This is a genomic window from Streptomyces sp. NPDC048290, from assembly GCF_040652095.1.
GTDB lineage: Bacteria > Actinomycetota > Actinomycetes > Streptomycetales > Streptomycetaceae > Streptomyces.
In genome coordinates, this window is record NZ_JBEZLM010000013.1 from 241,540 (window position 1) to 266,856 (window position 25,317).

A 25,317-nucleotide genomic window follows, 5' to 3' on the forward strand; every position below is an offset into this window, starting at 1 on the left:
GGTCTGCGCGGGACCGGGGTCTCTGCGCGACCGGAGACTTGTGCCCGACCGAGGACCTCAGCCTGACCGATGACCTATGCCCGACCAACGACCTCAGCCCGACCGAGGGCCTCAGCCTGACCGATGACCTATGCCCGACCAACGACCTCAGCCCGACCGAGGGCCTCAGCCTGACCGAGGATCAATCCCTCACCAAGGGCCTCCGCCCCTCCCCTACCCCCTCCCCCGACCCCCATCGATCGCCCACCCCACTCGCTCCCCCACTCACTCCCCCCGCTCACTCCCCCCGCTCACTCCCCCGGACTTCCCCCCGCCACCGTCTCCGGCAGGCCGCGCAACGCGTCCAGCACCACCCGTACCGCCGCGCGCGGCGGCGCCCCGCGGCGGATCGCCGCCGTGATCGTCCGGGACACCGGGGTCGCGAGGTCCCGGGTGGTCACCCGGTGGCGGCCGTCCACGGCGAGGCTGGGCAGCAGCATGATGGACAGCCCGGCCTCGACATGCTGGAGGCCGAGCATGTAGTTGCTGAAACGGCAGACGACCCGGGGTTCGAAGCGGGCCTGGCGGCACAGACGCAGGGCCAGGTTGGCCATGTAGGACTGGGGCATGTCGAAGGCCCAGGGCTCGTCGGCGTAGGCCGCGAGGTCGGCGGGGCCGCGGCCCGCCGTGGGATGGTCGGGCGGGAGCACCAGGACGATCCGGTCGCCGGCCAGCGGCACGAGGTCCAGGTCCGGGCCGAGCGGAAGGTCGTCGACGTCCGTCGTGGTGATGATGACGTCCGCGTCACCGACCCGCAGGGCGGGCACGCTCTCGTGCGGCTCCAGTTGCAGCAGTTCGACGTCGAGATGCGGGTACGTCCGCGCGAGCCGGGTCACCGCGGGGACCGCCACCGTATGGATCGCGCTCTGGAAGGCGCCGAGCCGGACCAGTCCGGCGGGCTCCGCGCCGAAACCCCGCAACTCGGTCTCGACGCTGTCCATATGGTCGAGGATCGCCCGCGCGCGGCGGGCGAGGATCAGCCCGGCGGAGGTCAGCCGGACGCGGCGGCCGGTGCGTTCCAGGAGTTGGGTACGGGTCTCGCTCTCCAGAACCGCGAGTTGCTGGGAGACGCTCGACGGACTGAGCCGCGCGGCCTGCGCGACCGCCCGCACCGTACCCAGCGTGTCCAGTTGGACCAGCAGCCGCAGCCTCCAGGGATTCATCACGGGCGCCATTGTCGTGCGGCGCACGATCGTTGTACGGCTCTTCCGAACAGGAGAGCCGGAATCGTGTGATGGACGTGTCGCTGGGCCGGTCCTACGGTCGGGTACATGACCACGACGCCCTCCGTCAGCTCCACCTCCCCCGCACCGGTCTCCTCCCCCGCCGTCTGGGCCGACGCCGAGCGGCATCTCGTGCGCTACGGCGGCGGGATGTTCACGCCGGAGATCATCGAACGCGCGGCGGGCAGTTTCGTGTTCACGACGGACGGCCGGAAGATCCTCGACTTCACCTCCGGGCAGATGAGCGCGATCCTCGGCCACTCGCACCCGGAGATCGTCGCGACGGTCCAGCGGCAGGTGGCCACCCTCGACCATCTCTACAGCGGGATGCTCAGCCGCCCGGTGGTCGATCTCGCCCGGCGGCTGGCGGAGACACTGCCCGCGCCGCTGGAGAAGGCGCTGCTGCTGACCACGGGCGCCGAGTCCAACGAGGCGGCGCTGCGCATGGCCAAACTGGTCACCGGCAAGCACGAGATCGTGTCGTTCGCCCGCTCCTGGCACGGGATGACCCACGCCGCCGCGTCGGCGACGTACAGCGCGGGCCGCAAGGGGTACGGTCCCGTCGCGCCCGGCAACTTCGCGATTCCGGTGCCCGACTCGTACCGTCCCGCCCTCACCACCGCCGACGGTTCGCCGGACTGGCGGCGGCAGCTGGATCTCGCCTTCGATCTGGTCGACGCCCAGTCGACCGGCGCGCTCGCGGCGTGTCTCGTGGAGCCGGTCCTGTCCTCGGGCGGTGTCGTCGAACCGCCGCCCGGCTACCTCGCGGCGCTCCAGGTCAAGTGCCGTGAGCGCGACATGCTGCTGATCCTGGACGAGGCGCAGACGGGGCTGTGCCGGACCGGCACGTGGTACGCCTTCGAACGCGACGGCGTGGTCCCCGACATCCTCACGCTGTCCAAGACGCTCGGCGCCGGGCTCCCGCTCGCGGCGGTCCTCACCAGCGCCGAGATCGAGCAGGAGGCGTACGACCGGGGGTTCCTGTTCTTCACCACGCATGTCTCCGATCCGCTGGTGGCGGCGGTCGGCAACACCGTCCTCGATGTGCTGACCCGCGATCGGCTGGACGAACGCGCCCGTCACCTCGGGACGTTGCTGCGCCAGGGGCTGCTGGAGATCGCCGGGCGGCATCCGGTGGTCGGCGACATCCGGGGACGGGGTCTGCTGGCCGGTCTGGAACTCTCGGCGGAGCGTGCCGACGGGCGTACGTCGGACGAGTTGGGCGCTCAGATCACCCGGCGGTGTCTGGAGCTGGGGCTGCACATGAACATCGTCCAGCTTCCCGGTCTGGGCGGGGTCTTCCGGATCGCGCCACCGCTGACGGCGAGCGAGGAGGAGCTGTCGTTGGGGCTCGCGCTTCTGGACGAGGCGATCGGGGATGTGGTCGCGAGGGTTTGAGGCTCGGTGGTGTGCTGGGGCGACGGGTACCGGGGGCTGGGGCGCGCCGGGGGGGCGGGCTGGGTCCGGGGGTGCTCCTGGGGCTCCGAGCTGGGCCGGAGTCGGGGTGGTTCGGGGTGGTTCGGGGCGGGGCTAGACGGTTCGCGTCCGGTCGGGTCGGGGGCGAGACGGTTCAGGTCGGAGGCGGGGGCGGAGGCGGCCGGGGCGACGGTCAGCCGAGGAAACTGAGGCGCACCTGACGATGTGGATTGTCCCGGTTGGTATCCACCAGGCACACCGACTGCCAGGTCCCCAGCTCCAGTCGGCCACCGACCACCGGCAGTGTCGCGTGCGGCGGCACGAACGCGGGCAGGACGTGGTCGCGACCATGGCCGGGGCTGCCGTGCCGGTGCTGCCAGCGGTCGTCCGCGGGAAGCAGGGTGTGCAGCGCGGCGAGGAGGTCGTCGTCGCTGCCCGCTCCGGTCTCGATGACGGCGATGCCCGCCGTGGCGTGCGGGACGAAGAGGTTGAGAAGTCCGTCCCGCCCCTCGGACACCTCCCGCAGAAAGCTCTCGCAGTCCCGGGTGAGATCGTGGACCGTCTCCCGGGAACCGGTGGAGATGTGCAGGACACGGGTCGTGAAGGCGTCTGGCATGTGCCCATCCTGGCGCATGGGATCGAGGTGGGGCACCGGAGTCTGCCGCCGTCCGGGGTCGACGGCCGTGGATGGCGGCCCCGCCCAGGACGAACCGGCGTCGCCGGGAAGAGCGGCGGGCTCCCCACCGTTGGTAGAAACGTGAACAACACACATGAGGTCGAGGTGGTCGTCATAGGCGCCGGACAGGCCGGACTGTCCAGCGCCTTTCACCTGCGGCGGGTCGGCTTCGAGCCGGGCCGCGACTTCGTGGTGCTGGACCACTCCCCCGGTCCGGGCGGCGCCTGGCAGTTCCGGTGGCCGTCACTGACGTACGGCAAGGTGCACGGGATGCACTCGCTGCCGGGCATGGAACTCACCGACGCCGACCCGACGCGGCCGTCCTCGCAGGTCATCGCCGAGTACTTCACGACGTACGAGGAGACCTTCGGGCTGCGGGTGCGACGGCCGGTGGACGTGACGGCGGTCCGCGCGGGGGACGGGGGACGGCTGCTGGTGGAGACGGCGGGCGAGGGGGGACGGCCGCTGGCCGAGACGGCGGGCGGGGACGGACGGGGGTTGGCGGGGACACTGGGCGGCGACGAACCGGGGCCGGCGGGGGCAGCGGGCGGGGACGGACACGGGCTGGTGCAGACGGTGGGCGGCGCGACCTGGTCCGCGCGGGCGCTGATCAATGCAACCGGCACCTGGGACCGGCCGTTCTGGCCGCGCTTTCCGGGCCAGGAGACCTTCCGGGGGCGCCAGTTGCACACCGCGCAGTACTCGGGGCGGCCCGAGGAGTTCGGTGGGCTGCGGGTCGTCGTGGTCGGCGGGGGCGCGTCCGGGACGCAGCATCTGCTGGAGATCGCCCCGTACGCGGCGGAGACGACCTGGGTGACGCGCCGGCCGCCGGTCTTCCGTGAGGGACCGTTCGACGAGGGCGCCGGGCGTGCGGCGGTCGCGCTGGTGGAGGAGCGGGTCCGGCAGGGGCTGCCGCCGCGCAGTGTGGTGTCGGTCACCGGGCTGCCGCTGAACGACGCCATCCGCCAGGGCATCGCGGACGGGGTCCTGGACCGCCAGCCCATGTTCGAACGGATCACGCCGGACGGGGTGGAGTGGGCCGACGGGCGGCGGGTGGCCGCCGATGTGATCCTCTGGGCGACCGGGTTCCGTCCGGCGATCGACCATCTGGCGCCGCTGCGGCTGCGCGCCCCGGGCGGCGGAATCCAGCTCGACGGCACCCGCGCGGTCGCCGACCCCCGGGTCCATCTGGTCGGCTACGGCCCGTCGGCCAGCACCATCGGGGCCAACCGGGCGGGCCGCGCGGCGGTACGGGACATCCGGCGGCTGCTGGCCGGGGAGCTTCCGGCCGCCGCGTGACGGCCCAAGCGGGCGGGCGGGGTCAGGTCTTGGCCCCGGGCTGCGGGCTGCCGCTCTGCCGTGCCTTGGTGAGCTTGTTGAACTCCGCCACATTGCGCTGGTGCTCGGCGTAGTCGTCGGTGAAGCGGGTGTCGCCCGGCTTGACGGTGACGAAGTACAGCCAGTCCCCCGCCGTCGGGCTGATCGCGGCCCGGACCGCCTCCTCGCCCGGGTTGTCGATCGGCGTCGGCGGCAGCCCCATGCGCTGGTACGAGTTGTAGGGGCTGTCGATCCGGGTGTCGTCCAGCGTGGTGTTGAGGGTGGAACGGTCGAGGGCGTAGTTGATGGTCGAGTCCATCTGGAGCGGCATACCGCGCTCCAGTCGGTTGAAGACGACCCGGGCGACCTTGCCCATGTCCGTGCTGGTGGCGGCCTCGGCCTGGACGATGCTGGCGATGGTGACGGCCTGGTAGACGTTCATGGCGTTGCGCTGGGCCCCCGCGGCGATGGGGGCGCCGTTGAACCTCTGGTTGGCCGTGTCCACCATCTGCCCGAGCAGCGCCTCCGGGGTGGAGGTGTCGGTGAGCGGATAGGTCGCCGGGAAGAGATAGCCCTCGGGGTTGCCGTCGGCGTCGTTCGGCAGTTTCAGCCCGGCCTTGGTGAGGGACTTCTTGGTGGTGCCCGGGGGCAGTTCGAGGGCCTTGTCGACGGCCGGGTAGATCTGGCTCGCGCGGTAGCCCTCCGGGATGACCAGGCTGGTGGGTTTCGCGGGCTCGTCCTCGCCCAGGGTCAGCAGCGGTACCGCCACGGCGGTGCCGGCCACGACGGCCCCGGTCGCGACGAGGGCGATCCGGCCCCTGCGCGTCAGTCGAATCGTGCTCCGTGGCGGAGTGTTCATCTGCATGCGGGCACGGTAACCCGCATATCGTCACAATTCCGGCATATCTTCATCTTGTCGCTCGCGGTCTCACACGTGGGGAGGCGTGGGGGTGTGGGTGGGGTGGGTGTAGGTGTGGCGGGGGTACAGGTGGGGCGGAGGCGTGAACGGGGCCGGGGTCGACGTAGGGCCCGACAGCACGGGTTCCCGAAGGCCCGCTCCAGGGAGTCACCCTCCAGAGGATCGCCATGCACAGGCCCCAGCGGGAACCGGACCCCAGGGGGGCCGTCAGCCCGTCGGTTCGAGCTGTGCGTCCCGGCGGACCAGATCCGCGTACCGGCCGTCGAGGGCCAGCAGTTCGTCGTGCGTCCCGCGCTCCACCGCGCGCCCGGCCTCCAGGACCACGATCTGATCGGCGGCCCGGATGGTGGACAGCCGGTGGGCGATGGTGAGGGTCGTACGGCCCGCCGAGAGGGCGTCGATGGCCTCCTGCACCGCGTACTCGGTGCGGGTGTCCAGCGCGCTGGTGGCCTCGTCGAGCAGAAGCACCGGCGGATCGCGCAGTATCGTGCGGGCGATGGCCAGCCGCTGCTTCTCACCGCCGGAGAAGCGGTGGCCGCGCTCGCCCACGATCGTGTCGTAGCCGTCGGGCAGGGCCGCGATGTGGTCGTGGATCTGGGCCGCGCGGGCGGCGGCGTGCAGTTCCTCGTCGGTCGCGTCGGGCTTGGCGAAGCGCAGGTTGTCGGCGACGGAGGCATGGAACAGATAGGTCTCCTGGGAGACCACGCCGACCCCCCGCGCGAGGGTGTCGAAGTCCAGGTCGCGGACGTCGGTCCCGTCGAGCGTGACCCGGCCGCCCGTGACGTCGTAGAGCCGTGGCACCAGGTGGCCCAGGGTGGACTTGCCCGCGCCGGTCGTGCCGACGATGGCCAGGCTGCCGCCCGCGGGGACGGTGAGGTCGATGCCGTCGAGGACGGGGCCGGAGACGTCGTCGTAGCGGAACTCGACGTTCTCGAAGCGGATCTCGCCCTTGATCTGGTCGAGGTGGACCGGGCGCTCGCGCTCGGTGATGTCGATGGGCAGGTCCAGATACTCGAAGATGCGCTGGAACAGGGCGAGGGACGCCTGGATCTGCACGCCGGTGCCGAGCAGGCTGACGGCCGGGCGGAAAAGGCCCTGCTGGAGCGAGACGAAGGCGACGATCGTGCCGATGGAGACGTCCGGGCCGCCGGTGTGCAGGGCCAGGCCCGCGGTCCAGTAGATGACGGCCGGCATGGCGGCCATCACGATGGTGATGACGGCCATCCGCCAGCGGCCCGCCATGTTGGAGCGGACCTCCAGGTCGACCAGGCGCTCGGACTCGCTCGCGAAGGAGGCGGTGAGCGAGTCGGAGCGGCCCATCGTGCGCCCGAGGAGGATGCCGCTGACCGAGAGCGACTCGGTGACCGTGGCGGCCATCGCCGCCATCTGTTTCTGGCGCTTGGTGGTGATCTTCCGGCGCTCGTCGCCGACCCGGCGGCTGATCCACACGAAGACCGGGAGCAGGACCAGCGAGACGACCGTCAGCCGCCAGTCGAGGGCGACCATCGCGACGACCGTGGCGACCACGCTGGTGACGTTGGAGACCAGGGAGGTCGCGGTGGAGGTGACGGTGGCCTGCATGCTGCCGATGTCATTGGCGATGCGGGACTGCACCTCACCGGTGCGGGTGCGGGTGAAGAAGGCCAGCGACATCCGCTGGAGGCGGCCGTAGACGGCCGTGCGCAGATCATGCATGACGCGCTGGCCGACGGTGGTCGAGATCAGGGTCTGAAGAACGCCGAAGACGCTGGTCAGCACGGCGCTGAGGATCATGCCGAGGGCGAGCAGCGTGAGCAGTCCGGTACGGCCCTGGGGGATCGCGGTGTCGAGGATCGCCTTCAGCAGGAACGGCGTGGCGACGGAGACCAGCGCGGCGGCGCCGACCAGCAGACCGACGACGGCGAGCCGCCCCCGGTAGGGCCGGAAGAGGGCGAGGATACGGCGGACCTGGCGGGGCTGTTCCTGGCTCTCGCCGGGGTCGCCCCGACCGTCCGGGTCTCCCCCGTCACCGGGGCTGCCAGGGGTCGCGGGTTTGGCCCGGCGGCGAGGTTCACCGGCCAGGTCGGGGAAGCGGATCGGGTCCGGACCTCGGTCGGGTCCGCGGCGCGGTCCGCGCTCGGGTGCGTGATCGGGGTGCATGGGCTCCTTCGGAGGGGAGTCGACGTCATCGAACGGAGCATAGCTCATTGTTACCTATATTCACAATGAACAAAGTCCTGATATTGTTCCCGTATGACCTCCCCCGATCCCGACGGGCAGCTCGCCGATCAGCTGCTGCGCTTCACCCGCCGGGTGCACCGCATCCAGAAACGCCATCTGGAGCAGAGCGCGCTGGGCATCACCCCGGCCCAGTCCCGGCTGCTGCGCACCCTCGCGCACTTCTCCGCGCCCCCGCGCATGGCCGATCTCGCCACCCGCCTCGAAGTGGTGCCGCGCGCGGTCACGAGCCTGGTCGACGGCCTGGAGGCACACGACCAGGTGCGGCGCGTCCCGGACCCGGACAACCGCCGGGTGATCCGGATCGAACTGACGGAGGACGGCCGTAAGACCCTGCGGGCACTGCGGGACTCCCGCAGAGCGGCGGCACGGGAGATCCTGGCGCCGCTCACCATCGAACAGCGGGCGGATTTCAGCGGACTTCTGGACCGGCTCATCGACGGCGCGCCGCGACCGGACTGCTGACCAGTTCCTGACCAGCGGGACTCGCGGACTTCGACCGAGGCGCCGGGCGTACGCCGGGCGCCCGGTGTGCGCCGGGTGCAGCAGCGCGCAGAGCAGTGGGCCCAGGACAGTCGGCGCCGGGCAGCGGACACAGGGCAGGCGGTACCGACACCGGGCACCGGGCACCGGGCACCGGGCACCCGGCCTACGCAACGCCACATACGCACGGAACCCCAGCTCAGACGGCGCCGACCGCTGCCCGACGCCACGCGCGCACCCATCCCGGACATCGGCGCACCCACCGGGAAAACCGTTTGCCTTCGACGACGGGACGGAGCGAACCTTGCACGGTTTGCTGCCGACGCGCGCGGCGACCGACCGCCCCTGCCCCTCACTCCCCGTAGTCGACCGCTGCCTGTACGACACCGTCCGCCCTTGATACGAACCACTGGGACACCATGCAGATCCAAGACCTTCCCTACGCCGACCCTGGTGTGCCGGACGCGCGCTCAGGGCCCCGGTTCCTGAGGTGGCTGTTCCGGAACCAGTTGGGCGGTCAGCTCAAGGCACTGGCCTGGGGAGTGCTGCACTTCGTGTCGGTCTCCGCGCTGCCGTTCTGTGTCGGCCTCGCGGTCGAGGCCGTGGTGGACCGCTCCGGCGCGCGGCTCGCCGCCGCGGGCGGACTGCTGGCGCTGGCCGGGGCCGGGATCGCGATCGGCGACACCTTCCTGCACCGCACCGCCGTCACCAACTGGATCACCGCCGCCGCCCGGGTCCAGCAACTGCTGGCCCGCAAGACCGCCCAGCTCGGCTCCGCGCTGACCCGGCGGGTCGCGGCGGGCGAGGTCGTCGCGGTGTCCACGGGCGACGTGGAGAAGATCGGCTGGTTCGTGGAGGCCGTCTCCCGGTTCACCGCGGCCCTGGTGACCGTCGTCGTGGTCGCCGTCGGCCTGGTCGTCTACCAGCCCGCACTGGGCGTCGTGGTCGCCGTCGGACTGCCCGTCCTGGCGCTCTCCGTACTGCCGCTGCTGCCCCGCGCCACCCGGCGCGCCGACTTCCAGCGCGAGAAGGCGGGCCACGCCACCGAACTCGCCTCGGACACCGTGGCCGGACTGCGGGTGCTGCGCGGCATCGGCGGCGAGGAACTCTTCCTCGACCGCTACCGCAGCGCCTCCCAGGAGGTCCGCCACGCGGCCGTGCGCAGCGCCCACATGTGGGCCCTGATAGCCGCGATCCAGATCCTGCTCCCGGGCCTGCTGCTGATCGGCGTGGTCTGGTACGGCATCGGCCTGGCCCGCGAAGGCACCATCACCGTCGGTGAACTGGTCACCGTCTACAGCGCGGTGATGATCCTCAGCTACCCCCTGCGGCACTTCGAGGAGATCGCCATGGCGTACTCCTTCTCACGGCCGTCCGCGCGGCGGGCCGCCCGTGTGCTGGCCCTGGAGCGGGCCACCGACACCCGCGGCTCCCGCGAGGCCGAGACGCCGAGCGGCGACCTGTACGACCCGGAGACCGGGCTGCGGGCGCCGACCGGCGAGCTGACGGCCGTGGTGTGCGGCGATCCGGACGCGGCCGGGCGGCTGGCCGAGCGGCTCGGCGGGCACCCCTCCGAGCAGGGCACGTCCGTGCAGCTGGACGGCGTACCGCTGGACGAGCTGCCGCTCGCCTCGGCGCGTACCGCCGTACTGGTCCAGGACAAGGACCCGGTTCTGCTCTCCGGCACGCTGCGCCATCTGCTGGACGTGCCCGGTTCCGGGCGGATCGCACCGGAGGCGGCGCTGTCCGCGGCGCAGTGCGACGACGTGCTCGCGGCCCTGCTCCAGGGCTCGCTGGACGTGACCGACCCGCTGGACGCCCACCTCACCGAACGCGGACGTTCCCTGTCCGGCGGGCAGCGGCAGCGGCTGGCGCTCGCCCGCTCGCTGATCACCGACCCGGAGGTGCTGGTCCTGGACGAGCCGACCTCGGCCGTCGACTCGCACACCGAGGCCCGGATCGCGCGAGGCGTCCGTGACCTGCGCAAGGGGCGCACGACGGTGGTGTTCACCTCCTCACCGCTGCTGCTCGACCGCGCGGACCGCGTGGTCCTGGTCCATGACGGCACGGTCGCCGCGGTGGGCGTGCACCGCGAGCTGGTCCACAGCGAGCCCCGCTACCGGGCGGTGGTGACCCGCGAGCCGGACGAGGAGGCGGCGACGGCACTCGCCACGCCCGGAACCGGCTCCAGAACGGGCTCCAGGACAGGCGTTCAGAACGACGGCACGTATGACACGCGTACCGAAGAGGGCGGCACAGCCGCCGACGACATCGAGGAGAGCGCATGATCGGCGTGGCGCCCCCGGCGTACGACCCGGCGGCCCCGACGACCGCGAGCACCCTGCCGGTCGGGGCCCCGGCCACCGTGCGCGCGTATGTGAAGGAACTGTTCCGCCGTCACCGCGGGGCCTTCCTGGTGCTGATGGGGGTGAACACGGCCGCCGTCGTCGCCTCGATGGTCGGCCCCTATCTGCTCGGCGGCCTGGTCGAGCGGGTCTCCGACCGCGCCTCCGACCTGCGCCTGGGGCCCACCGTCGGGCTGTTCCTCGCCGCCCTGTTGATCCAGGCCGTGTTCGTGCACCAGGTACGGCTGCGCGGGGCGATGCTCGGCGAGCGGATGCTGGCCGATCTGCGCGAGGACTTCCTCGTGCGGTCGGTCGGGCTGCCGCCCGGCGTCCTGGAGCGCGCCGGGACCGGCGACCTGCTCTCCCGGATCACCACCGACATCGACCGGCTCGCCAACGCCATGCGCGAGGCCGTGCCCCAGCTGGCCATCAGCGTGGTGTGGACCGCGCTGCTGCTCGGCGGCCTGGTCGTCACCGCGCCGCCGCTCGGCGCCGCCGTACTGCTGGCGCTGCCGCTGCTGATCGTGGGCTGCCGCTGGTACTTCCGGCGGGCGCCGTCCGCGTACCGTTCCGAGTCGGCCGGATACGCGGCGGTCGCCGCAGTGCTGGCCGAGAGCGTCGACGCGGGCCGCACCGTCGAGGCGCACCGCCTCGGCGAGCGGCGCACCGCGCTGTCCGACCAGCGGATCAAGGAGTGGACCGCCTGGGAGCGGTACACGCTGTGGCTGCGCTCGGTGCTGTTCCCGGTCATCAACATCACCCATGTGACGGTCCTCGGATCGGTGCTGATGATCGGCGGGGTCTTCGTCCTCCAGGGCTGGATGGACGTCGGCCAGCTCACCACCGGCGCGCTCATCGCCCAGATGCTGGTGGACCCGGTGGGTCTGATCCTGCGCTGGTACGACGAGCTTCAGGTGGCACAGGTGTCGCTGGCGCGGCTGGTCGGTGTCCGCGACATCGAGCCGGGTACCGGGGACGCCTCCCTGGCCCCGGACGGCCGACATGTACAGGCCGACCAGGTGCACTTCGGTTACATCGACGGCGTGGACGTCCTGCGCAAGGTCTCCCTGGAGGTCGCCCCCGGCACCCGGCTGGCCCTGGTGGGCCCGTCCGGCGCGGGCAAGTCCACCCTCGGCAGGCTGCTCGCGGGCATCTACGGCCCCCGCACCGGCCACGTGACCCTGGGCGGCGCCGAACTCTCCGGCATGACCGCCGAGCGGGTGCGCTCCCATGTGGCCCTGGTCAACCAGGAACACCATGTGTTCGTGGGCTCCCTGCGCGACAATCTGCGCCTCGCGCGCGCCGCCGCCGAGGACGCCGAGCTGTGGGCGGCGCTCGGAGCGGTCGACGCCGACGGCTGGGCCCGCGCCCTGGACCAGGGTCTCGACACCGAGGTCGGCTCCGGGAGCCTGGCCCTCACCCCGGCCCAGGCCCAGCAGATCGCCCTCGCCCGCCTGGTCCTGGCCGACCCGCACACCCTGGTGCTGGACGAGGCGACGTCCCTGCTCGACCCGCGCGCGGCCCGGCACCTGGAACGCTCCCTGGCCCGCGTCCTGGACGGCCGCACGGTCGTCGCCATCGCCCACCGCCTGCACACCGCCCATGACGCCGATGTCATCGCCGTCGTCGAGAACGGCCGCATCAGTGAACTGGGCAGCCATCAGGAACTGGTCGCGGCGGACGGGGCGTACGCGGCGCTGTGGAAGTCCTGGCACGGATGAGGCGACGCCGGGGAGGCCGGCAGCCGCTCGGTACGCGGTAGGTTCGCGTACAAGGCGCTCGGTCGCAGTACCCGGCACATGTACAGGGTGCTCAGTGCTCGGTGCTCGTCCCGGGCCGCCTCCGAGCGGTCTGACCACCAGGGCGGCACCGAGGGCCGCCGTTCCTCGGTGCCGTCTGCCCCGCGTACTCTCCGTCACCCCCCATCTCGTGGCGTTGCGCGGTCCCGAAGAGGGGTGGAAGGCTGGATATGGGCAGCGGCAACGGCTCGTTCGCGACGCCGGCCCGCGCTGTGCCGGGAACCGGGAAGCCTCCGGTCCTCTGCCGGGCGGGCGCTCCCCGCGCACGGGGCCGCCGCCGCGCCCGGCGGCCTTGGCGAGGCCCGCTCGACGGGACCGTCCCCACCACCTGGAGGTATCTGTGAACAGCGCCGAGGGATGGGGGGACGACGTCTACCAGCCCGACGGGTCCGAGGTCCAGGACGACGCGGGACTGCTCGATCCCGAGGACACACTCCTGGACGACGGCGTCGAGGACCCCCTCGACCGCGGCTGGTCCCCACCGGAACGCCCCTGGGCGGTGGAGCGCGACGACGTCACCGCCGCCGAACGCCACGCGGGCGAGACCCTGGACCAGCGACTCGCCGAGGAACTGCCCGACCTCGCCGCACCCGACGGCGACGGACTGGGCGACACCGACGGCACCGACGGCGAACTCTGGGACAACGAGGTCGGCGCCGACCGCTCCGGCCGCCTCGTCGCCCCGGACGAAGGAGCGCACGAGGACGAGGAGAGCGCCCTGGTCGCCACGGATGTCGGCATCGACGGCGCGGCGGCTTCGGCGGAGGAGGCGGCGATGCATGTCGTGGACGAGGACTCGCTCGGTTGACGGGGAGGGGGCCCCTCCCCCCCCGCCCCCTCCCTCCCCCACCCGCCCCTCCCCCCACCTCCCTGGTGTCCGCCGTCCCCCCGCCCGCCCGGCCATCGTGCCGCCGCAGTGACAGGAGCCCTCATGCAGCAGGACAAGCACCCCGACTACCACTCCGTCGTCTTCCGCGACCGCGCCGCCGGATATGCCTTCCTCACCCGGTCCACCGCGACCAGCGACACCACCATCGAGTGGGACGACGGCGAGACCTACCCCGTCGTGGATGTCGAGATCTCCTCCGAGAGCCACCCCTTCTACACCGGCAAGGCCCGGACCGTGGACTCCGAGGGCCGGGTCGCCCGGTTCGAGAAGCGCTACGGCACCGGCGACGGACCGTCGTCCGGCTCGGCCTCCTGAGCCGACGCGTCCGTTCCGCCCACCGTCGAGTCCCCGGGCCATCGGGGATTCCGCCGGACGTCATCCCGCCCCGAGCACCGCGAACGCGATCTCCACCGCGCATCGGCAGCGACACGACCGGCCCCCTCGACGCGACGCCTCAGCGCACCGGAAGCCTCGGCACCCACATGCACCGCGTATGCGAATGTGCCTGTTCGACGGAGCCCGCCCAGCCACCGGACGACACTCGGCGTTCCCTGACGCCCCTGGCCGAGTGCCGCGCGCCCTACCAAGCCGTCGCTGATCCAGCTCATCCAGCTCATCCAGCTCATCCAGCTGATCCGGCTGATCCCGCCGATCCCCGTCGCCCCGCCCTCCGCGATGGCCCGGTCGGCGTCACCGCGCCGCCCGGTCCACGCGGCCCGCGCCCCTCCCCCGCCCGGCTCTCCTCCCCGCCCGGCCTTCCGTCCAGGTCAGATGACGTTGAGCGCCGCCGCCCCACCCACTCCGCCGAGCAGTATGAACACCGGCATCAGGACCTTCAGCTCCACCCAGCTGCCCGCCCGGAACCGGAGAGCCTTGGGCGGGCCCAGCGGGTACCAGCGCTTGCGGCCGATGGGGATCGGCCACAGGATCGGGCAGCCGGACACGGTCAGCGCGTCCCCGACGCAGTGCACGAGGGCGCCGAGCACGATCGGCAGGCCCAGCCACAGGTATTCCTGGCCCGGGTCCGTGAACAGCCAGTCGGCTCCGTTGCCCGGCTTGTCCAGGACGCCGGCGAGAATCCAGGCGCTGGTGGCGGCGAGCAGCCAGACCAGGACGTCGCTGCTGGGGCGGGCCGCGCGCCACAGGAGGCCCTCGATGGCCAGCACCATGTGGACGAAGAGGATGGCGAGGACGGCCCAGCGTCCGCCGGTGATGGCCAGGGCGGAGGCCCCGCCGCCGATGAGTACGGCCCAGACCCAGGTGTGGGTGAGGGTGCGGTGGCCGCCGGTGCGCCGTGGGTCGCCTTGTTTCCTGGTGGCCTTGTAGACGGCGAAGGACAGCTTGTCGACGATCTCGCACAGGGCGCGGGAGATCGGCCCGAAGGCCCGCGAGATGGTGGCCGCCTTGTGGTCGAGGTCGGGGGCGAGGGCGGCTCCGGCGCAGATCAGGGTGCCGACGAGGAGGACCGGCCAGGGCATGGTGTGCCCGGCTGCGGCGGAGGCGGCGCCGACGCCGAGCCAGGCGGCGGCTCCCGACAGTGAGTGTGCTGGTCCCATCATCGCCGCTGCCCGCCCCATTCTTCCTGTGCCGCTGTCCAGTTGGCCGTGTGCGCTGACGCCACGTCGGCGACACAGCGTAGCGTTCGCGATCTTCGGGTCGGCAGCCGATTCCCCGCTGGGCGGTCGGGCCAGGCAAGATGGGGGCGTGACGCTCATCGATCAGCTGCCGCCGACCGCCGACCCCGACGCCCTCTATGACGCCTTCGAGTCGTGGGCCCAGGAGCGCGGTCTCACGCTCTATCCGCATCAGGAGGAGGCGCTGATCGAGGCCGTGTCGGGGGCGAACGTGATCGTTTCCACGCCGACCGGTTCCGGGAAGAGCATGATCGCGGCGGGCGCGCATTTCGCGGCGCTGGCCCGGGACGAGGTGACGTTCTACACGGCTCCTATCAAGGCGCTGGTCTCGGAGAAGTTCTTCGAGCTGTGCAAGATCTTCGGTACCGAGAATGTCGGCATGCTCACCGGTGACGCTTCCGTGAACGCGGACGCGCCGGTGATCTGCTGTACGGCGGAGGTGCTCGCGTCGATCGCGTTGCGTGACGGCAAGGGCGCGGATGTCGGTCAGGTGGTGATGGACGAGTTCCATTTCTACGCCGAGCCGGACCGGGGCTGGGCGTGGCAGATCCCGCTGCTGGAGTTGCCGCAGGCGCAGTTCGTGCTGATGTCGGCGACGCTGGGCGATGTCTCGATGTTCGAGAAGGATCTCAAGCGGCGCACGGGTCGGCCGACGTCGGTGGTCCGGTCGGCCACCCGCCCGGTCCCGTTGTCCTACACGTATCGGCGCACGCCGCTGACGGAGACGCTGACCGAGTTGCTGGAGACCCGGCAGGCGCCGGTGTACATCGTGCATTTCACGCAGGCCCAGGCGGTGGAGCGGGCGCAGGCGCTGATGAGCATCAACATGTGTTCGCGTGAGGAGAAGGAGCAGATCGCCGAGCTGATCGGGAACTTCCGTTTCACCACCAAGTTCGGCAGGAATCTGTCCCGTTATGTCCGGCATGGTATCGGGGTGCACCACGCGGGGATGCTGCCCAAGTACCGGCGTCTGGTGGAGAAGCTGGCCCAGGCCGGTCTGCTGAAGGTCATCTGCGGTACGGACACCCTCGGGGTGGGGGTGAATGTCCCGATCCGCACCGTGTTGTTCACGGCGCTGACCAAGTACGACGGCAGCCGGGTCCGTACGCTGCGCGCCCGGGAGTTCCATCAGATCGCCGGGCGGGCGGGCCGTGCGGGATTCGACACGGCGGGTTACGTGGTCGCGCAGGCTCCGGAGCATGTGATCGAGAACGACAAGGCGCTCGCCAAGGCCGGTGACGATCCGAAGAAGCGCCGCAAAGTGGTCCGCAAGAAGGCGCCGGAGGGTTTCGTCGCCTGGAGCGAGGACACCTTCGAGAAGCTGATCGGGTCCGAGCCGGAGCCGCTGACGTCGCGGTTCCGGGTCACGCACACCATGCTGCTGTCGGTGATCGCCCGGCCCGGCAATGCCTTCGACGCCATGCGTCATCTCCTGGAGGACAACCACGAGCCGCGCAAGCAGCAGCTGCGGCACATCCGGCGGGCCATCGCGATCTACCGTTCGCTGCTGGACGGCGGCATCGTCGAGAAGCTGGACCAGCCGGACGCGGAGGGCCGCATCGTGCGCCTCACGGTCGATCTCCAGCAGGACTTCGCGCTGAATCAGCCGCTGTCCACGTTCGCGCTGGCCGCGTTCGAGCTCCTCGACCCGGAGTCGCCGTCCTACGCGCTCGACATGGTGTCCGTGGTGGAGTCCACGCTGGACGATCCCCGTCAGATCCTGGCCGCCCAGCAGAACAAGGCGCGGGGCGAGGCGGTGGCCGCGATGAAAGCGGACGGCGTCGAGTACGAGGAGCGTATGGAGCGGCTCCAGGACGTCACGTACCCCAAGCCGCTGGAGGAGCTGCTCTTCCACGCGTACGACACGTACCGCCGGAGCCACCCCTGGGTCGGGGATCATCCGCTGTCGCCGAAGTCGGTGGTGCGGGACATGTACGAGCGGGCGCTGTCGTTCACGGAGCTGGTCTCGTTGTACGAGCTGGCCCGTACCGAGGGCATCGTGCTGCGCTATCTCGCCAGCGCCTACAAGGCTCTCGACCACAACATCCCCGACGATCTGAAGTCGGAGGACCTCCAGGACCTCATCGAGTGGCTGGGGGAGACGGTCCGCCAGGTCGACTCCAGTCTGCTGGACGAGTGGGAGCAGCTCGCCAACCCGGAGGAGATGACCGCCGAGGAGGCCCAGGAGAAGGCCGACGAGGTGAAGCCGGTCACCACCAACGCGCGTGCCTTCCGTGTGCTGGTCCGCAACGCGCTGTTCCGCCGGGTGGAGCTGGCCGCCCTGGATCATGTGGACGAGCTGGGCGAGCTGGATGCCGAGGCGGGCTGGGACGCGGATGCCTGGGGCGAGGCGATGGACAAGTACTGGGACGAGTACGACGATCTGGGGACGGGTCCCAACGCGCGCGGACCGAAGCTGCTGGTCATCCAGGAGGAGCCGCAGAACGCGCTGTGGCGGGTCCGGCAGATCTTCGACGACCCGCGCGGTGACCACGACTGGGGCATCAGTGCCGAGGTCGATCTCACCGCCTCGGACGCCGAGGGGCGGGCCGTCGTCAAGGTGATCGACGTCGGCCAGTTGTGAGCCCTGGTTCCGGCGCTTTTCCCTCCCTCGCAGGACATCGTTGAGGACGGTCATGACGAACCCGGCTGAACGGCTCGTGGATCTGCTCGACCTGGAGCAGATCGAGGTCAACATCTTCCGTGGCCGCAGCCCCCAGGAGTCGCTCCAGCGGGTCTTCGGCGGGCAGGTGGCGGGGCAGGCGCTGGTGGCGGCCGGCCGCACCACCGAGGGCGACCGCCCGGTGCACTCGCTGCACGCGTACTTCCTGCGTCCGGGGCGCCCGGGGGTGCCGATCGTGTACCAGGTCGAACGGGTGCGGGACGGCAGGTCGTTCACCACCCGCCGGGTCACCGCGGTGCAGCAGGGCCGCACGATCTTCAATCTCACCGCCTCCTTCCACAAGCCTGAACAAGGTTCTTTCGAGCACCAGTTGCCGCCTGCCCGGGTGGTCCCGGATCCGGAGTCGCTGCCGACGGTGTCGGACGAGATCCGGGAGCATCTGGATGCGCTCCCCGAGCGGTGGGAGCGCATGGCGCGCCGTCAGCCCTTCGACATCCGCTATGTGGACCGGCTGCGCTGGACGCCCGAGGAGGTCGAGGGCGCCGAGCCGCGCAGCGCGGTGTGGATGCGCGCGGTCGGTCCGCTCGGTGACGATCCGCTGGTGCACACCTGCGCCCTGACCTACGCCAGCGACATGACGCTGCTGGACGCGGTGCGACTCCCAGTCGAGCCGCTGTGGGGTCCCCGGGGTTTCGACATGGCGTCGCTGGACCACGCGATGTGGTTCCACCGGCCGTTCCGTGCCGATGAGTGGTTCCTGTACGACCAGGAGTCGCCGATCGCGACGGGCGGGCGGGGGCTGGCCCGGGGCCGGATCTATGACCGCGAGGGGCGTCTGCTGGTGTCGGTCGTGCAGGAGGGCCTGTTCCGGGCGCTGTAGGTCAGGGGGTGCGCCTGCGGAACCAGCTCAGCGGGCCTCGGGGTCGGCGTGCGACCCTGCCGGGTCCGGGGCCGGCGGGCCCGGCGGTGGCGGGCGGGTGTGTGAGGGGGCCTCGGGCGGTCGGCCGGGGCGGCGGGGGCGCGTGGTGGGGTCCTGTCGGGTCGGGTGCCGGGTGGGGTGCGGGGTGTGCGGTGCGGGCGTCGGCGAGTGCCTGGGCGAGGTCGGTGCGCAGCCAGTCGATCTCGTCGGTGTCGGTGGCGGTCATCACCCAAGCCGCGGTGTCCGCCGCCGGGGAGCCCGGTGAGCCGTGGACGGGCGGCAGGGGCCGGAACCGGTTGAGGTGGGCTCGTTCGTATGGGTCGCGGACGATGTCGCAGACCAGGGCCCGGTCGAGGAGGGAGGCGATGGCCGCGGCCTGGGCCCAGGGGTCCTCGGTCTGGCGGAGCAGCAGGCCCAGATGGCGTCCGCGCCAGTTGCGGGGGCGTAGATCCAGTCCTTCGTTGACCAGGGTCACCATCGCCTTGGGCAGGCGCTTGGCGAGATGGCGGGCGTTGCGCTCGTCGGCGGCGAAGTCGCGGAGTTCCTCGGCGAGGTACAGCCAGACCAGCGAGCGGTAGCGGTTGACGTAGAAGGACACGGGGACCAGGAGGCCCAGTTTGGCGAGGCGGGTGAGCCGCTCGGGGGTGATGCCCAGCAGTTCGCCGCCGTGGGAGGCGGCGACCGCCCGGACGCTGTCCCTGAGGGTGTCCGGGAAGCCGTCCTGGGCGCGGAGCCGGTCGATCTCGGCGCGGGTGACGCAGCGGCCCGGACCTGTCGGGTCGGCTACGGAGCGGACGCGGCCGAGGCGGACGGCCAGGTCGAGGTCTTTCTGGTGGAGGCCCAGTTCCCGGGCGGTGCGGCCGGTGCTCCAGAATGTGCTGTCGGGCTGGGCGAGCGTGGTGAATGACATGATCGGTCTCCCCCGTGGAGTCGTTCGCTCACGCTGTGTGCGTTCGCGGTCACTCCACGGTAGCCGCCCCGGCCGATCTCGTGTCGAGCCTGTGGATAACTTTCCGCGAGGGGGAGAATCCGCAGGTCAGCTGTCTGCGGTAGGGGTTTTCTCGGGTTGTCTGGCGTCCACGCCGAGGTGTTCGCCGACCCGGTTGACGAGCAGCGTCATCTCGTAGGCGATGCGGCCGATGTCGGCTTCGGCGCCGCTGAGGACGCACAGGCAGCTGCCGCTTCCGGCGGCGGTGACGAACAGCACCGCCTCCTCGAACTCGACCATGGTCTGGCGTACTCCGCCCGCGCCGAAGTGCCGTCCGGAGCCCTTGGCCAGGCTGTGCAGTCCGGAGGCGACGGCGGCGAGATGCTCGGCGTCCTCGCGGCGCAGTCCGGTGCTCGCTCCGGTGACCAGCCCGTCGTTGGACAGGACCAGCGCGTGGCGTACGTGGTCGACGCGTTCGGTCAGATCGTCGAGCAGCCAGCCGAGTCCTCTGCCGGTCCGTGCCATGGTCTCGTCCTCCCCTGGTGGCTTCGCCCCCTGCCGCCGGATCTCCGCGGCACCGGGGGAATCCCCCCGCCAGCCTTCCCCACCCAACGTGCCGCGGGCAAGCAGGATGGAGCGCATGGCACAGAAGATGACTGACGACGAATGGCGGGCGTTCGTCTCGCACGGCACCCGCACCGGGAAGCTGGCGACCGTACGCGCCGACGGAAGCCCCCACGTTGCGCCCATCTGGTTCGTACTGGACGGGGACGAGGTGGTGTTCAACACCGGCAAGGAGACGGTGAAGGGACGGAACCTGCTGCGGGACGGCCGGATCTCGCTGTGTGTGGACGACGACCGGCCGCCGTTCGATTTCGTGATCGTGCAGGGCCGGGCCCGGGTCTCCGAGGATCTGGAGCAGTTGCGGCTCTGGGCCGGCCGGATCGGGGGCCGGTACATGGGTGAGGAGCGGGCCGCGGAGTTCGGCGAGCGCAATGGTGTGGCGGGCGAGTTGCTGGTGCGCGTCACGATCGACAAGGTGCTGGCGCAGAAGGACATCGCCGACTGATCCGGTGGCGTCCGCCCGGGTGCGGCGGGGAGTCCGGTGTGCGGTGCGCCGGCCTGCCCGTGGCATGGGTGGCTGGTGCGGTGGGCGGGACACCCGGCCAGGGGTTTCCCGCCGCACCGGCTCGGGGTGCCGGGTCAGCTGACCGAGTCGAGGAGGCGGGCGGTGTGCATGCGCCCGGCGTACTCGACCAGCCGGATGAGCACCTCCTTGCCCGAGTCGCGGTCGCGGGCGTCGCAGAGGACGACGGGGGTGCCGGAGTCCAGGTCGAGCGCCCGCGAGACGTCCCGGGCGCCGTAGGAACGGGCCCCGGGGAAGCAGTTGACGGCGACCACGAACGGGATGCGGCGGTGCTCGAAGTAGTCCACCGCCGGGAAGCAGTCCTCCAGGCGGCGGGTGTCGGCGAGGACGACGGCACCGAGGGCGCCCAGGGAGAGTTCGTCCCACAGGAACCAGAAGCGGTCCTGGCCCGGCGTGCCGAACAGGTACAGGGACAGGCCGGAGCGGATGGTGATGCGGCCGAAGTCCATGGCGACGGTGGTCGTGACCTTGTGGTCCACGCCGTCGGTGTCGTCCACCAGTTGGCCCGCCTCGCTGAGGAGTTCCTCGGTGCGCAGCGGCCTGATCTCGCTGACGGCGCCGACCAGGGTGGTCTTGCCCACGCCGAACCCACCGGCGACCAGGATCTTCAGCGCCAGGGCGGTCGGGTCGGCGGGGGTGGCGTCGGATGTCTCGGTGACCATCGATCACTTCTCTCGGAGGGGCCGGCGTGGGCGACGCCGAAGGGCGGTTCGGACGTATGTCCCGCTCGGGACTGTGCGACCGGAGGACGGGCGGTTCGGCCGCGTGTGCGAAGGCAGCATCATGGCAACGGCGGAGGGGCGGCGCCGGGAGGGACCGGTATTCGCCCCATGTGACCGATCCGGGCCCTCAAGTTGGCCGGTTGAGCACGTTTGTCGACAAGTCGGTGCCCGATTGGCGGTGCTGCGACGCACCACGCGTCCTGGGCGCCGGGGCTCCGGCATACGGCGCACCGCCGAGTGCCGGCCAGGGCGGGTCTGACCGTTCCCGTCGCGGGCGGGCAGGGTCAGACACCCCCTAGAGGGCTCGCAGTCCCGCGATCACCTCACGCAGAATCCGTTCGTCGGGCAGCTGCGCGGGCGGTACGGGGCGGGTGACGGTCACCTGTCCCCGTTCCAGCAGGTCGCCGAGGAGCACCCGGACGACACCGACCGGAACGTCGGCTCCCGCGGCCAGTTCGGCGAGGGACTGGGTCTCCTCCCGGCACAGGTCGATCAGGGTCCGGTGCTCGGGCCCGAGCACCGGGTCGTCGTCGAGGGCGGGGGCGCCGGGTTCGAGGGTGACCAGGGTGATCAGGTCGAAGTGGACGCCGGCCGGTCCGGACTGGGTACGTCCGCCGGTCATGGCGTACGGACGGACCAGGGGCCCGGCCTCGCCGTCGTACCACTGGCTGCCGGGCGCGTCCTCGCGCGGGGCGTCGTGCGCTGCGTCGTTCACTGGAGGCGTCTTCCGCTCTCATCCGGCGGTGGACGGCAGGCCGCCGACACGCGGGGCGGTGTACAGATGCTCGCCGACACGCCGGACCAGGCGGGCCATCTCGTAGGCGACCAGGCCGATGTCGGCGGTCACGGCGGTGAGCAGGGCGAGGCAGGAGCCGTCGCCCGCGGCGGCCACGAACAGGAAGCCGTCGTCCATCTCCACCATGGTCTGGCGTACCCCGCCGGTGCCGAAGTGGCGGCCGGTGCCCTTGGCGAGGCTGTGGAAGCCGGAGGCGACGGCGGCGAGATGCTCGGCGTCCTCACGGTGCAGACCGCCGGACGCGCCGACGGCGAGCCCGTCGTTGGAGAGCACCACGGCGTGCCGTATCTCGCCCACGCGGGTCACCAGGTCGTCCAGCAGCCAGTCGAGTGCGCCGGACCGCTGTGCGGTGCCGGGGCCGGGGTCCTGGATCATGCGGGATCTCCTTCGGTGCGGGGACTGCCGGGATGGGGTGCGGGGGCGGTGGGGCGGCCCGGGTGACGCCCTCCGCCGCGCGTCCAGCCATCGCGGTAGGCGGCCATGCGGTCCCTCGCGAGTTCGGGGGTGCGTGTGTCGTCGGTGGCCGGGGCGGGGTGCTGCGGGGGCTGCTCGGTGGGCTGGGTGCGCAGTTGCGGGGCGAGGCTGGCCTGGCGGACCCGGCGGGGCAGGTCGTCGTCCTCGGCCGCCGGGGGGTCCTGCGGGGGGCGGTGCAGCCGCAGGGCGGTGACTCCGGGGGGCGGCGGGGCGGCGGGCTCGGGCGTGGCGGGGGCCACGAGGACGGGGCGCCCGCGGTAGCCGTCCGCGGTGTCCGGGGGCGTGGGACCGCCGGGTACGCGCGCGGGGGCGTGTCCCGGTGGACGGGTCCGCCGCGCGGACTCGGTGACCGGCTGACCGGCGGAACGTTCCACCTCGAGGGTCGTCGCCTCAGGGTTCGTCGCTCCAGGGGGCGTCGCCTGCGGGGTCGCGCCGGTGTGCAGCAGGGCCGTCGGGAGCAGGACGACCGCCGTGGTGCCGCCGTAGGGGGAGGTCTTCAGGTGCACCCGGACGCCGTGCCGGGCCGCGAGTCGGCTGACCACGAACAGGCCGAGCCGGTCGCTGTCGAACAGGTCGAGCGCCTCGGACTGGGCGATCCGCCGGTTGGCGTCGGCGAGGGTCTCCTCACCCATGCCCAGGCCGCGGTCCTCGACCTCCAGGGCGTAGCCGTTGCCGACGGGTTCGCCGGTGATCCGGACACGGGTGTGCGGGGGCGAGAACTGGGCCGCGTTCTCGACGAGTTCGGCGAGCAGATGGGTGAGGTCGGCGACGGCCTCGCCCGCGAGGGACGTCTCGGGGAGCCTGCGCACCTCGACGCGCGCGTAGTCCTCGATCTCGGAGACGGCCGCGCGGGCCACGCTGGTCAGGGAGACCGGCGTCCGCCAGGCCCGGCCCGGGGCGGCGCCGGACAGGATGATCAGGCTCTCGGCGTGGCGGCGCATCCGGGTGGTGAGGTGGTCGAGGCGGAAGAGGTCGCTGAGTTCGTCCGGGTCGTCGGAGCGGCGCTCCATGGTGTCCAGCAGGCTCAGCTGGCGGTGCACCAGGACCTGGCTGCGGCGGGCCAGATTGACGAAGACCCCGGAGATCCCGCTGGCGAGTTCGGCGCGTTCCACGGCGGCCCGCAGCGCGGCCCGGTGGACGGTGGTGAGCGCCTCGGCGACCTGTCCGGTCTCGTCCTCGGCGGGCGGTCCTGGCGGGGCCTCCGCGCGGATGTCGATCTCGTCGCCCGAGCGCAGCCTGCGCATGGCCTCGGGGAGCTTGCGGCGGGCGATCTCCAGGGCGCTGTTGCGCAGGCTGACCAGTTCGACCACGAGGGCGCGGCCGATGCCTACGGAGATGACGAGCGAGGCGGCGACGGCGGCCAGGCCGAGCAGCACCGCGGCGCCCGCCGGGGTGAGCAGTCCGCGGCTGAAGGGGTCGGCCCGCTCGGCGACGCCCCGCGCGGCGTCCCGTTCGATGGTCCGCATACCGCCCTGCACGCGCGTGTAGGCGTCGTTCCAGTCGTCTTCGGGGGCGGCGGCCAGGGCACGGGTCCCGGAGCCGCTGGTGAGGATCTTGTCCTCCAGGGTGAGGAGAGCGGCGTGGTCGGTGCCGTCGGCGAGCCGCTGCCATGCGGCGCGTTCGGGGCCGCGCAGGTCGGCCACGGCGGAGCCGGTGAACGCGCGGCGGGTCTCGGTGGCGCCGGTGAACAGGCGCAGCCGCTCGCCCGACAGCCCGTCCGCGCGGCGCGCGCCGGCCAGCAGCGCGTCCTCCTGGGCCAGGGCCTCGCCCGCGCGGGAGAATTCGAGGAGCACGCGCGCGTCGGAGCCGAGTTCGGAGTCCTGGATGCCGGTGAGCGCGCCGCCGACCGCGAAGGCGGCGGAGACGTTGCCGGTGTACGTCCGGTAGGTCTGCTCCCATCCGGTACGGCCGTCGAGGACGGAGGCGCGCAGCGCGGGCAGGCGTTCCGCGCCGCTGACGAAGGCCTCCAGGCGCCGTGCCACTCCGGCGGGCAGTTCCCGGGCGTCGGCGACGGTCGCGTCGTCGCCCAGCCGCAGGGCGGCGATCGCCCGGTCGGTGTTCCCGGCGAGCCGCTTGATGTCGTCCGCGTCGCCGTCGGCGGGGGCCGTGGCGTGGCGTACGGCGGCGGCGCGTTCGGCCTGGAGCGCGACGACGGCGGTGGCCACCGGCGTGCGGACCTCGGCGTCCACGCGCTGCAACTGGCGCAGCCGTGACACGTCCTGGGCGGTGGTGACGGTGGCGTACGCCCACAGGGCGAGGAGCGAGACGACGGGGACCATCAGCAGACAGATGATCTTGGCGCGAACGGTACGGGGGCGCATGCGGCGGCGCCCGGCACGCGGGGACGTGCTCCGGGCCCGGTGTGTGCCGGACGGGCCCGCCTGCGCCGGTGACTCCGCCGGTTCGGGCGGCGCCGGGCTGCCGTCCGCCGCCGTGGCCCCGTCCGGGGACTCGTCGGCCGGGCGCCCGGCATGGGCGCGGCGTCCGCGTACGGGGGGCGTGGGCGGCGGGCCGCCGTCGGCCGTGATGGCTCTGCGGGGTGTACGCATGGCCTCCTCGCTCGTCAGGGGTCTTGGGGGCGGGCCTGTCAGGGGACTTGTCGGAAGGGGGCGGCTGTCCGGCCGCGGGAGGGCTGGCTTGGGGAGTCGACGCTGAGCACCAGGGGCGCTGGGCGGGCTTCCACCGGGCTGTGAGCGGGACATACGGACGGCGCTCAGGTGTCCGGCGTACATGTCCGGCCTCCGGACCCGG

General features: G+C 72.1%; 21 protein-coding genes. 10 read left to right on the forward strand and 11 right to left on the reverse strand.

The features are described from left to right. Positions 1-290: 290 nt before the first annotated feature. Positions 291-1,202 (reverse strand): LysR substrate-binding domain-containing protein, encoded by a 912-nt coding sequence (locus tag AB0D49_RS23790; RefSeq protein WP_362760878.1) that lies wholly within the window; start codon positions 1,200-1,202, stop codon positions 291-293. A 108-nt stretch (positions 1,203-1,310) separates the two neighbouring features. Here AB0D49_RS23790 and AB0D49_RS23795 point away from each other — a divergent pair, with 108 nt between their 5' ends. Beyond that, positions 1,311-2,660 carry an aspartate aminotransferase family protein gene (locus AB0D49_RS23795; protein ID WP_362760751.1) on the forward strand — a complete coding sequence of 450 codons (1,350 nt, stop codon included), beginning with the start codon at positions 1,311-1,313 and terminating at the stop codon, positions 2,658-2,660. 211 nt (positions 2,661-2,871) lie between these two features. Here the strand turns inward: AB0D49_RS23795 and AB0D49_RS23800 are convergent, their stop codons facing one another. Beyond that, positions 2,872-3,294 carry a secondary thiamine-phosphate synthase enzyme YjbQ gene (locus AB0D49_RS23800; protein WP_362760754.1) on the reverse strand — a complete coding sequence of 141 codons (423 nt, stop codon included), beginning with the start codon at positions 3,292-3,294 and terminating at the stop codon, positions 2,872-2,874. A gap of 141 nt (positions 3,295-3,435) precedes the next feature. Here AB0D49_RS23800 and AB0D49_RS23805 point away from each other — a divergent pair, with 141 nt between their 5' ends. Then, the gene (locus tag AB0D49_RS23805; RefSeq protein WP_362760757.1) at positions 3,436-4,653 is read left to right on the forward strand and encodes an FAD-dependent oxidoreductase; all 1,218 of its coding nucleotides are present in this window, start codon (positions 3,436-3,438) and stop codon (positions 4,651-4,653) included. A gap of 22 nt (positions 4,654-4,675) precedes the next feature. On the opposite strand, the gene mltG is transcribed toward AB0D49_RS23805, so the two are convergent. After that, positions 4,676-5,536 carry an endolytic transglycosylase MltG gene (gene mltG, locus AB0D49_RS23810; protein ID WP_362760759.1) on the reverse strand — a complete coding sequence of 287 codons (861 nt, stop codon included), beginning with the start codon at positions 5,534-5,536 and terminating at the stop codon, positions 4,676-4,678. A gap of 261 nt (positions 5,537-5,797) precedes the next feature. Continuing rightward, complete coding sequence (locus AB0D49_RS23815) at positions 5,798-7,729, reverse strand: ABC transporter ATP-binding protein (RefSeq protein ID WP_362760761.1); 1,932 nt, start codon at positions 7,727-7,729, stop codon at positions 5,798-5,800. A gap of 93 nt (positions 7,730-7,822) precedes the next feature. On the opposite strand from AB0D49_RS23815, the gene AB0D49_RS23820 reads away from it, so the two are divergent. The 5 genes from AB0D49_RS23820 to AB0D49_RS23840 all read left to right on the forward strand — a co-directional run bounded on the left by AB0D49_RS23820 (position 7,823) and on the right by AB0D49_RS23840 (position 13,638). After that, positions 7,823-8,272 (forward strand): MarR family transcriptional regulator, encoded by a 450-nt coding sequence (locus AB0D49_RS23820; protein ID WP_362760763.1) that lies wholly within the window; start codon positions 7,823-7,825, stop codon positions 8,270-8,272. 437 nt (positions 8,273-8,709) lie between these two features. Continuing rightward, positions 8,710-10,578 (forward strand): ABC transporter ATP-binding protein, encoded by a 1,869-nt coding sequence (locus AB0D49_RS23825; RefSeq protein ID WP_362760765.1) that lies wholly within the window; start codon positions 8,710-8,712, stop codon positions 10,576-10,578. Continuing rightward, positions 10,575-12,356, forward strand: coding sequence for an ABC transporter ATP-binding protein (locus AB0D49_RS23830; protein ID WP_362760768.1), 1,782 nt, complete (start codon positions 10,575-10,577; stop codon positions 12,354-12,356). Before AB0D49_RS23825 ends, AB0D49_RS23830 begins: the two co-directional genes overlap by 4 nt. 418 nt (positions 12,357-12,774) lie before the next feature. After that, positions 12,775-13,242 carry a DUF5709 domain-containing protein gene (locus AB0D49_RS23835; protein ID WP_362760771.1) on the forward strand — a complete coding sequence of 156 codons (468 nt, stop codon included), beginning with the start codon at positions 12,775-12,777 and terminating at the stop codon, positions 13,240-13,242. A 123-nt stretch (positions 13,243-13,365) separates the two neighbouring features. After that, positions 13,366-13,638, forward strand: a complete 273-nt coding sequence (locus tag AB0D49_RS23840) for a type B 50S ribosomal protein L31 (RefSeq protein ID WP_362760774.1) — start codon at positions 13,366-13,368, stop codon at positions 13,636-13,638. 452 nt (positions 13,639-14,090) lie between these two features. Here AB0D49_RS23840 and AB0D49_RS23845 read toward each other — a convergent pair whose 3' ends face one another. Further along, positions 14,091-14,882, reverse strand: a complete 792-nt coding sequence (locus tag AB0D49_RS23845; RefSeq protein ID WP_362760880.1) for a metal-dependent hydrolase — start codon at positions 14,880-14,882, stop codon at positions 14,091-14,093. Positions 14,883-15,027: 145 nt separating this feature from the next. Here AB0D49_RS23845 and AB0D49_RS23850 point away from each other — a divergent pair, with 145 nt between their 5' ends. Together AB0D49_RS23850 and AB0D49_RS23855 are read left to right on the forward strand one after the other, a co-directional pair. Then, complete coding sequence (locus AB0D49_RS23850; protein ID WP_362760775.1) at positions 15,028-17,541, forward strand: DUF3516 domain-containing protein; 2,514 nt, start codon at positions 15,028-15,030, stop codon at positions 17,539-17,541. A gap of 52 nt (positions 17,542-17,593) precedes the next feature. After that, positions 17,594-18,460, forward strand: coding sequence for an acyl-CoA thioesterase II (locus tag AB0D49_RS23855; RefSeq protein ID WP_362760777.1), 867 nt, complete (start codon positions 17,594-17,596; stop codon positions 18,458-18,460). A gap of 1 nt (position 18,461) precedes the next feature. On the opposite strand, the gene AB0D49_RS23860 is transcribed toward AB0D49_RS23855, so the two are convergent. Beyond that, on the reverse strand, positions 18,462-19,409 hold the full coding sequence (locus AB0D49_RS23860; protein WP_362760778.1) for a DUF6397 family protein: 948 nt from the start codon (positions 19,407-19,409) through the stop codon (positions 18,462-18,464). A gap of 126 nt (positions 19,410-19,535) precedes the next feature. Continuing rightward, entirely contained in the window at positions 19,536-19,952 is a 417-nt protein-coding gene (locus AB0D49_RS23865) for a roadblock/LC7 domain-containing protein (protein WP_362760780.1), read from the reverse strand. A 115-nt stretch (positions 19,953-20,067) separates the two neighbouring features. Here AB0D49_RS23865 and AB0D49_RS23870 point away from each other — a divergent pair, with 115 nt between their 5' ends. Then, positions 20,068-20,496 (forward strand): PPOX class F420-dependent oxidoreductase, encoded by a 429-nt coding sequence (locus AB0D49_RS23870; RefSeq protein WP_362760782.1) that lies wholly within the window; start codon positions 20,068-20,070, stop codon positions 20,494-20,496. Between the two features lie 134 nt (positions 20,497-20,630). Here the strand turns inward: AB0D49_RS23870 and AB0D49_RS23875 are convergent, their stop codons facing one another. From AB0D49_RS23875 to AB0D49_RS23890, 4 genes are all read right to left on the reverse strand, one after another. Further along, complete coding sequence (locus AB0D49_RS23875) at positions 20,631-21,236, reverse strand: ATP/GTP-binding protein (RefSeq protein ID WP_362760784.1); 606 nt, start codon at positions 21,234-21,236, stop codon at positions 20,631-20,633. A 355-nt stretch (positions 21,237-21,591) separates the two neighbouring features. Next, entirely contained in the window at positions 21,592-22,011 is a 420-nt protein-coding gene (locus AB0D49_RS23880; protein ID WP_362760786.1) for a DUF742 domain-containing protein, read from the reverse strand. Between the two features lie 18 nt (positions 22,012-22,029). After that, on the reverse strand, positions 22,030-22,467 hold the full coding sequence (locus AB0D49_RS23885; protein ID WP_362760788.1) for a roadblock/LC7 domain-containing protein: 438 nt from the start codon (positions 22,465-22,467) through the stop codon (positions 22,030-22,032). Next, entirely contained in the window at positions 22,464-25,115 is a 2,652-nt protein-coding gene (locus AB0D49_RS23890; protein ID WP_362760790.1) for a nitrate- and nitrite sensing domain-containing protein, read from the reverse strand. Before AB0D49_RS23890 ends, AB0D49_RS23885 begins: the two co-directional genes overlap by 4 nt. Positions 25,116-25,317: the final 202 nt, after the last annotated feature.